The sequence below is a fragment of the Pseudoruegeria sp. SK021 genome (assembly GCF_002119405.1).
Lineage (GTDB): Bacteria > Pseudomonadota > Alphaproteobacteria > Rhodobacterales > Rhodobacteraceae > Meridianimarinicoccus.
Window position 1 is genome coordinate 23500 of sequence record NZ_MTBG01000036.1, and the last position, 7170, is coordinate 30669.

Below are 7170 nucleotides of genomic sequence, written 5' to 3' on the forward strand. Positions count from 1 at the left end.
GGATGCTTAAATTTAAGAAAACCCAAGGAATCCTTGGTTCGCGTAAATGGTTTCAGATCAACCCGCTTGATGCAATTTCCCAAACGGGATACATTTTTCGGGTCTCGAGACCGTTTGCATGCCGAACGTGGATCGGGCGTCAATTTGGAGTAAGAATTTCTGGTGCAGAATTTTAGTCACGCGGTCCATGCCATCTACGATTCCGCACTTTCTCCGGAAAATTGGCCGACAGCGTTGGCGGAAATTGCAGACCTCTTCGGTGCGCGGGGCGCAGCGATATTTTTCGCCAGTAGAGACGGCCAGACAGATTTTATTGCTTCCCCAAGCATTAGGGACGCCGTTCGAACTTACCAAGAGGGGAATTGGGTGGCGCAGGACATTCACGCGCAGCGCATGATCGACCTGCACCTAACGAGTGGCGACGTGGTCAACGATCAACTCATGGTCAGTGACCACGAGATCGAAACTTTACCGATATACACCGACTTCTTTGCGCGGGTCGGCTTTGGCTGGATCATGTGTTGCGTGATCCTTCCTGACCTCGACATGCTGGTGACCGTTTCAGTCCCTCGGGCCAAAGAGCGCGGGCCCTATACCGCCGCCGAGATGGAAACCCTTCGCCTTATTGGCCCACATGTTGAACAAGCGCTGCGAATATCCCTTCGTATCAGTAATATCGAAGAAGCTGAAACTGTCCTGCGGGCCGCTCTCGACAGGATGGATTCTGGGGTCTTCGTCCTCGACGACGCGGGGCAGTCGATCTACCGCAATACGATCGGCGACGAGGTATTTCCCGAATTATTTACCACGAAGGAAGGCCGTGTCGTACCCGTCCGCAGAGAGGATGACGCGCGCTTCGAGGCACTTATTGCGGCAGTCCGTGCTGGAGAGATGGCAGGTGCCGATGTCCGGCCAAAATCGTGTATTTTAACGAGACGGGACGGCGGAAGAACGGCAATCTGGGCGATGCCGGTCACGTTGATGAACGAATGGCGGATCGGCACCCGGACCGCGGCAAAAACACTGCTCTTTGCGGCGCCGACCAAGCCCGGCAGTAAGATCGACCCTGCGGTCGTGCGCGATGTCTTTGGGCTGACCCTTGGCGAGGCACGTCTCGCCGCACTGATTGGTGGCGGCATGACGGTGCGTGCTGCGGCTGGACAGCTTGGCGTCACCGAAGGCACCGCGCGTGTCGTCCTGAAGCGCGTATTTGGCAAGGTCGGGGTTAAACGTCAGGCCGAGTTGGTATTGCAGCTTTCTTCATTGGGTGCCGTGGTTTCCGAGAGGGAGACATTGCCGTCGTAGACGGTTTTGTTGCGCAAATTTTTTGTGCTGTCATCTGGCTTAGATGATGTACCTGCTCCCCTGCGTGGTTCCTCAAAGACCCACCTTCTCATACAGATGTCACCGGGGGTGGTTACATCATCGACGCCGGATGACATGACTAAAGGTCTGCAAATTATGTCGGTTGCCATAAAATGTATCCCGTTTGGGAAATTGCATGAATCTGGCTGATCTGGGACTATGCACGCCAATCAAGAAATGTTTGGTTTCTTGAAAATTTAGCATCCGTTATGAAGTTGCGAGGCACGAAGTGAGTGATGTCATCCAAGCCCATCCCGAAACAATTCGCTTCCCGTTTATGGAGCCCCGCACATTGGGGTCCTTCTTCGCATCCATGGCCGGGTTGCCAAATGCTCGGACGCTTGCCAATGCAGATGCCTTCGGCTTTTACGGTTCCAATGATCGGTCAATCAGGCCACAACTTCGCCCGTCAACCGGACGGCTTCCCGGCTGACGATCACGTCGTGCTTAGCCAGAAGCGGCGGTCCGCCCAAACAGCGTAGGCGATGATTTCTCGAGGCAAACGAAAACCCTTGAGGCGAGGTGAGCTGGTTCGAATGTCCGCAACTTTAAAATTTTCAGGTCATGTCGGCCGCGGAACTTGGCGGTACAGTTTGGAGCCATGGTGTCACTTAACACTATAGTTCTGAACGATAAAGTTATTATCTGACCGGGGTTCTTAGTTGTCCACCCTAAATGGCGACAATGAAAAAGGAGGTCTACGTGACCGAGATTGACAAACGCAGCTCTACATTCTCCGCTCTGGGAACCCACGTCGAAGCCTCGAAGGCGCAAAACGTGAACGTGACGCCTGACGCGTCGACCCAGCGGCTTCACAACGGACGCGATACGCTGCTGCCGCCGGCGGACCTTCACGGCACCTATGTCAATCACCGGCCGTTGCCCACGGACGGGGTCGCAGAACGACATGCCTATATCGTCGGAAGCGGGATCGCGGGTCTGTCGGCCGCGTTTTTTCTGATCCGCGACGGCCATATGCCAGCCGAAAACATCACCATCATAGAGAGCATGAAGGTCGAAGGTGGCGCGCTAGACGGTGCCGGGAATGCCGAAGACGGCTTCATCGTGCGTGGCGGCCGCGAAATGGAACTGACCTATCAAAATTTTTGGGACGTATTTTCGGAAATCCCTGCGTTGGAACTTCCCGAACCCTTTACCGTTATGGACGAGTACCGCATCGTCAACGACACTGACAAGAACTGGTCGAAGGCCCGGCTTCTGGAAAAACAGGGTCAGATCAAAGACTTTTCCACGATGGATCTGTCCCGGTCACAGCAGTTCGAACTCGTAAAACTCTTGCTCGCGCGCAAAGAAGATCTGGACGATATCAGCGTCGAAGAATGGTTCACCCCCGGGTTTCTGGCCAGCAATTTCTATACGTTCTGGCGCACCATGTTTGCCTTTGAAAGTTGGCATTCGGTGCTCGAGATGAAGCTGTACATGCATCGTTTCCTTCACCTGATGGACGGGCTGAACGACATGACCTCGCTCGTCTTTCCGAAGTACAATCAATACGAAAGCTTCATCCTCCCATTGAGTGGCTGGCTGAAGGAAAAGGGCGTTAAGACCCGGCTCGACACAACCATTCTGGACGTGGATATGGAGACCGAGGGCGAGGCGATGACCGTCCGCGCCCTGAAGTTCCTCAGCAGTGACGGAGAAGGCAAGATTGAGATCGGGGCGCGGGATCTGGTCTTCGTGACCACCGGATCGATCGTTGAGGACACCGCCTATGGCGATGGTGAAACGGTCCCAGAACTCAAGATCAACGACGACGAACCTGCAAACGGCCCGGGGTGGAAGCTCTGGAAAAACCTTGCCAAGAAATCCCCAGTGTTTGGCAACCCCGAGAAGTTTTGTGGCAATGCAGCGGCCTCGACGTGGGAATCTGCCACCCTCACGTGCAAACCGTCTCCGCTGGTCGACAAGATCAAAGAGCTGTCGATCAACGACCCTTATTCGGGAAACTCTGTGACCGGTGGAATCATCACCTTCACCGATTCCAACTGGCTGATGAGCTTTACGGTCAACCGCCAGCCACATTTCACAAACCAGCCCGACGATGTGATCGTCGTCTGGGTCTACGCGCTGCTGATGGACAAGGCCGGGAACTACATCAAGATGCCAATGCCGGACTGCACCGGCAACGAAATTCTGGCTGAAATGTGCTTCCACCTTGGTTTGATCGACGATCTTGACGAGGTGATTGCGGCCACCAAGGTCCGGACCGCACTGATGCCCTATATCACGGCCCAGTTCATGCCGCGCGCGGCAGGAGACCGACCATGGGTTGTCCCGCAAGGCTGCACCAACCTCGCGTGTCTGGGGCAGTTTGTGGAAACCCACAACGATGTCGTGTTCACTTTGGAAAGCTCAGTGCGCACCGCACGTATCGGGGTATATGAACTTTTGGGGGTCAAAAAGCAGGTTCCTGACATCTATCCGGGCCAGTACGACGTGCGCCGACTGCTGCGGGCAACCCGGACGCTCAACAATGACGAGCCTTTCGTCGGAGAGGGCATCCTACGGCATCTTCTCGGCGGCACCTACTTCGAGCATATCCTGCCACTGGGTCCTGACGAGACTAACGGCGACCTGCACAAGTCAGGTCTGTTTGATCGACAGCTATCCGCATTCCGCAAGATGATGAACGACAGTCTTGCTGTTGATACTGGCCGGAAATGGGTTCGTAGCGCGATTGAGGGTCTGCGCCGCGAAAAGTGAGCACGGACCAAGCCCGACACAGCCCCCTTGATTTGTCCCGATCATGTGCGCGTTGCCTGTAGCCAGATTACATGGCAACTGCGCGCGCATGACGGATAAGTCGTTCCGAAACGCTGTGCTGCAATGGGCAAAGCGGTTTCGTATCAATTCGAAAGAAAGCCCGATGACACGTATTGAAGTTGATCTCCCTAATTCTTTGCTGCTTGAACTCGACCGCCAGGCTGCAGCATCGGCGCAAGGCAGGAGCCAGATGATTGCATCCATTCTTGCCGAGCATATGGGGGAGCGACTTCATACGATTTTTCAGGTCTCCACCTCTGGTGCGCTTGTCGCCGGGGTCTTTGATCGTGAAGTCAGCGTCAGCACCCTTTTGGAGCATGGTGACTTTGGCCTGGGTACGTTTGCCGGGTTAGACGGCGAGATGGTTGTGCTCGACGGTGTTGCCTATCAAGTGCATGGGACAGGGGCCGTCAAAGTTGCCGCAAAAGATGCCGGTGCGCCGTTCGCGGCTGTAACGCGGTTTTCTGCGGACGAGACCGGGTGCAGCGGTACCATCATGGACATGAAGACGCTGACAGAGGCCTGTGACCGGTTTCGAAAGTCTGAAAATATCTTCTACGCAATCCGCCTAGATGGCTGTTTTGATCGGATTTCGACACGGGCTGTGAAGCCCCCGGTTGAGGGCGTTGGTCTTGCCGAAGCGTCGAAATCGGAAGGTTTGTTTTCGTTCGAAGATATCACGGGCACCTTGGTCGGCATATGGTCGCCTGCGTTCTCAAGCGCGTTCAGCGTGCCCGGCTATCATTTCCATTTTATTTCCGAAGATCATCAGCATGGCGGCCATCTTTTGGATATCGCAGCCAGTGATCTAAAAGTGCAGGTGAATGCGCTTACGGACTTTCATCTCGTTCTTCCGGAAACGGAAAAGTATCTCAAGGCCGATCTGAGTCAGAACAACGCTGACGATCTGGCCTATGCTGAAGAAGCTCACAAGGATTGACTATGTCGAAAGATTCCAAGCCCGAACAGACGGGTGCTGAACTGGTTGTTCGGACCCTCGAAGAATACGGTGTGACGCATGTCTTCGGGATTCCGGGGGCAAAAATCGATGCGGTGTTCAATGCACTGAAAGGATCATCGAAAATCGAGACGGTTGTATGCCGCCATGAGCAGAACGCAGCCTTTATCGCTGGCGGGATCGGGCGCATGACCGGAAAGGCGGGCGTTGCGATTGCGACCTCTGGGCCGGGGGTGTCCAATCTGACCACAGGTCTGGCGACGGCGAATACAGAAGGCGATCCAGTGGTCGCACTGGGCGGTGCCGTTGCTACCGATCAGGCGTTGAAGAAAATCCATCAGTCGATGGATGCGGTGTCAATCCTGCGTCCGGTCACCAAATTTGCGGCCAGCATCGGTGCGCCGGATCAGATCAGCGAAGCGATGGCGAATGCGTTTCGTGCGGCAGAAGAGGGACGGCCAGGGGCTGCATACCTCAATCTTCCCCTTGATGTGATGGCCGCAGATGCGCCACAGGCTCCGATCGGGCGCGCTGCGTTTTCCGGGGCAGGGCCAGCCGCACCAACTTCGATCAAAGAGGCCGCCCGCCTGATCAACATGTCGGAAAACCCGGTCGTGCTTTTGGGTATGTTGGCAAGTCGGCCCGAGAATGCGGCCGCACTTCAGGCGTTTTTACAGCATGGGCATTTGGCGGTCGTTGGCACGTTCCAAGCGGCCGGCGCGGTCGGTGCTACGGTGTTCCAAAACTTCGGCGGTCGGGTTGGGCAAATTAACAACCAGCCGGGTGACAGACTACTGGACACGGCGGATTTGGTCATCACTGTTGGGTATGATCCGGTCGAGTATTGGCCACAAGAATGGAACGAAGGCAAACAGCGCAACATCATTCATATCGATGCCGTGACGACGGACCTCGATACCGATTACAAACCTACGGTTGAACTGTCGGGCAGTATCTCGGACACCCTAGACGCACTGACGCCCCAACTGACCCGTGGTGGCCTTTCTACCAAAGCATCGTCAATTTTGACTGAGATCGCGGCAGAGCGGACACAGCTGTTTGACGAAAGCGCGCGACGGGGCGGATACCCAATTCATCCGCTGCGCCTTGTTCATGATCTTCAGCAGTTTGTCAGCGATGAGGTAACTGTTTGCCTTGATATGGGGTCGTTCCATCTGTGGATCGCGCGGTACATGCACAGCTTTCGGCCAAGGCAGGTTCTGATCAGCAATGGGCAGCAGACGCTTGGGGTCGCGTTGCCTTGGGGCATCGCTGCGTCCTTGGTTCGTCCATCAGAAAAGGTCCTGTCGATTTCTGGCGACGGGGGCTTCTTGTTCTCTGCAATGGAACTGGAAACCGCCGTTCGTCTTGGCACCAATCTTGTGCACATGGTCTGGATTGATGGCAGCTACAACATGGTTGGCGTGCAAGAGGTCGAGAAATACGGACGATCCTCTGGGGTCGATTTTGGTCCGGTTGATTATATCAAATACGCCGAGGCCTTTGGCGCGACGGGCTTGATGATCAATTCTGCGGACGATATTTTGCCGGTCCTTAAAAAGGCGTTTGGGATCGCAGGCCCGGTCATCATTGGGGTTCACGTCGATTACAGTGATAACCACCTTTTGTTCGAAAATGTCCGTGGAAGTGCTTTTCATTGAACACCCTGTAGATTTCCATGCGGAAGTGACCAGACTACACGACACTGGGTCTGAAGCGTTTTCTGATGGCGTATTTTTTGCCTGTGATCAGGGGCGTTTCGTTTGTGCGAATGCGGCGGCGCAGTTCATCGAAACCAGTCCTGAACCACGACTTCGAACAGTACCCGTGCTTTTTCCGCGCGGGATATTTTGACCCCATGAGCCTGGAAGCTGTGTGACATGCCATGGCGAGAGCGATCGCGGAGACTGCCATCAGAAGGCTCAAGCTTTTGGAGAGAGGTGGTCGCAAGAATTCGGACCAGTTGCTAAGCTTTAGCGACTGACGAAGGACCGACCTGAGATGACAAAACGAAAGCGCTATTCTGCGGAGTTCAAGGCAAAGGTGGCACTGGAAGCCATCCG

4 protein-coding genes and 1 pseudogene are annotated in these 7170 nt (G+C 55.1%); 4 read left to right on the plus strand and 1 reads right to left on the minus strand.

Features of this window, described 5'->3' with window-relative positions; translation table 11 throughout:
* Positions 1 to 162 precede the first annotated feature (162 nt).
* On the plus strand, positions 163 to 1305 hold the full coding sequence (locus BV911_RS15975) for a hypothetical protein (RefSeq protein ID WP_086054611.1): 1143 nt from the start codon (positions 163 to 165) through the stop codon (positions 1303 to 1305).
* A gap of 505 nt (positions 1306 to 1810) precedes the next feature.
* Here BV911_RS15975 and BV911_RS19230 read toward each other — a convergent pair.
* Positions 1811 to 1903: pseudogene (locus tag BV911_RS19230) on the minus strand (IS6 family transposase); the annotation flags it as partial.
* A 164-nt stretch (positions 1904 to 2067) separates the two neighbouring features.
* Between BV911_RS19230 and BV911_RS15980 the strand changes: the two are divergent.
* The 3 genes from BV911_RS15980 (at position 2068) to alsS (ending at position 6768) form a co-directional block, all read left to right on the plus strand.
* Positions 2068 to 4089, plus strand: a complete 2022-nt coding sequence (locus BV911_RS15980; protein WP_205963874.1) for an oleate hydratase — start codon at positions 2068 to 2070, stop codon at positions 4087 to 4089.
* Between the two features lie 163 nt (positions 4090 to 4252).
* Positions 4253 to 5089, plus strand: coding sequence for an acetolactate decarboxylase (gene budA / locus BV911_RS15985; RefSeq protein ID WP_086054614.1), 837 nt, complete (start codon positions 4253 to 4255; stop codon positions 5087 to 5089).
* A 2-nt stretch (positions 5090 to 5091) separates the two neighbouring features.
* Complete coding sequence (gene alsS / locus BV911_RS15990) at positions 5092 to 6768, plus strand: acetolactate synthase AlsS (RefSeq protein WP_086054613.1); 1677 nt, start codon at positions 5092 to 5094, stop codon at positions 6766 to 6768.
* Positions 6769 to 7170 lie beyond the last annotated feature (402 nt).

Excerpts from the sequence above, each read along its gene's own strand:
- alsS (WP_086054613.1), top strand. The coding sequence starts at position 5,092 with ATGTCGAAAGATTCCAAGCCCGAACAGACGGGTGCTGAACTGGTTGTT.
- budA (WP_086054614.1), top strand. The coding sequence starts at position 4,253 with ATGACACGTATTGAAGTTGATCTCCCTAATTCTTTGCTGCTTGAACTC.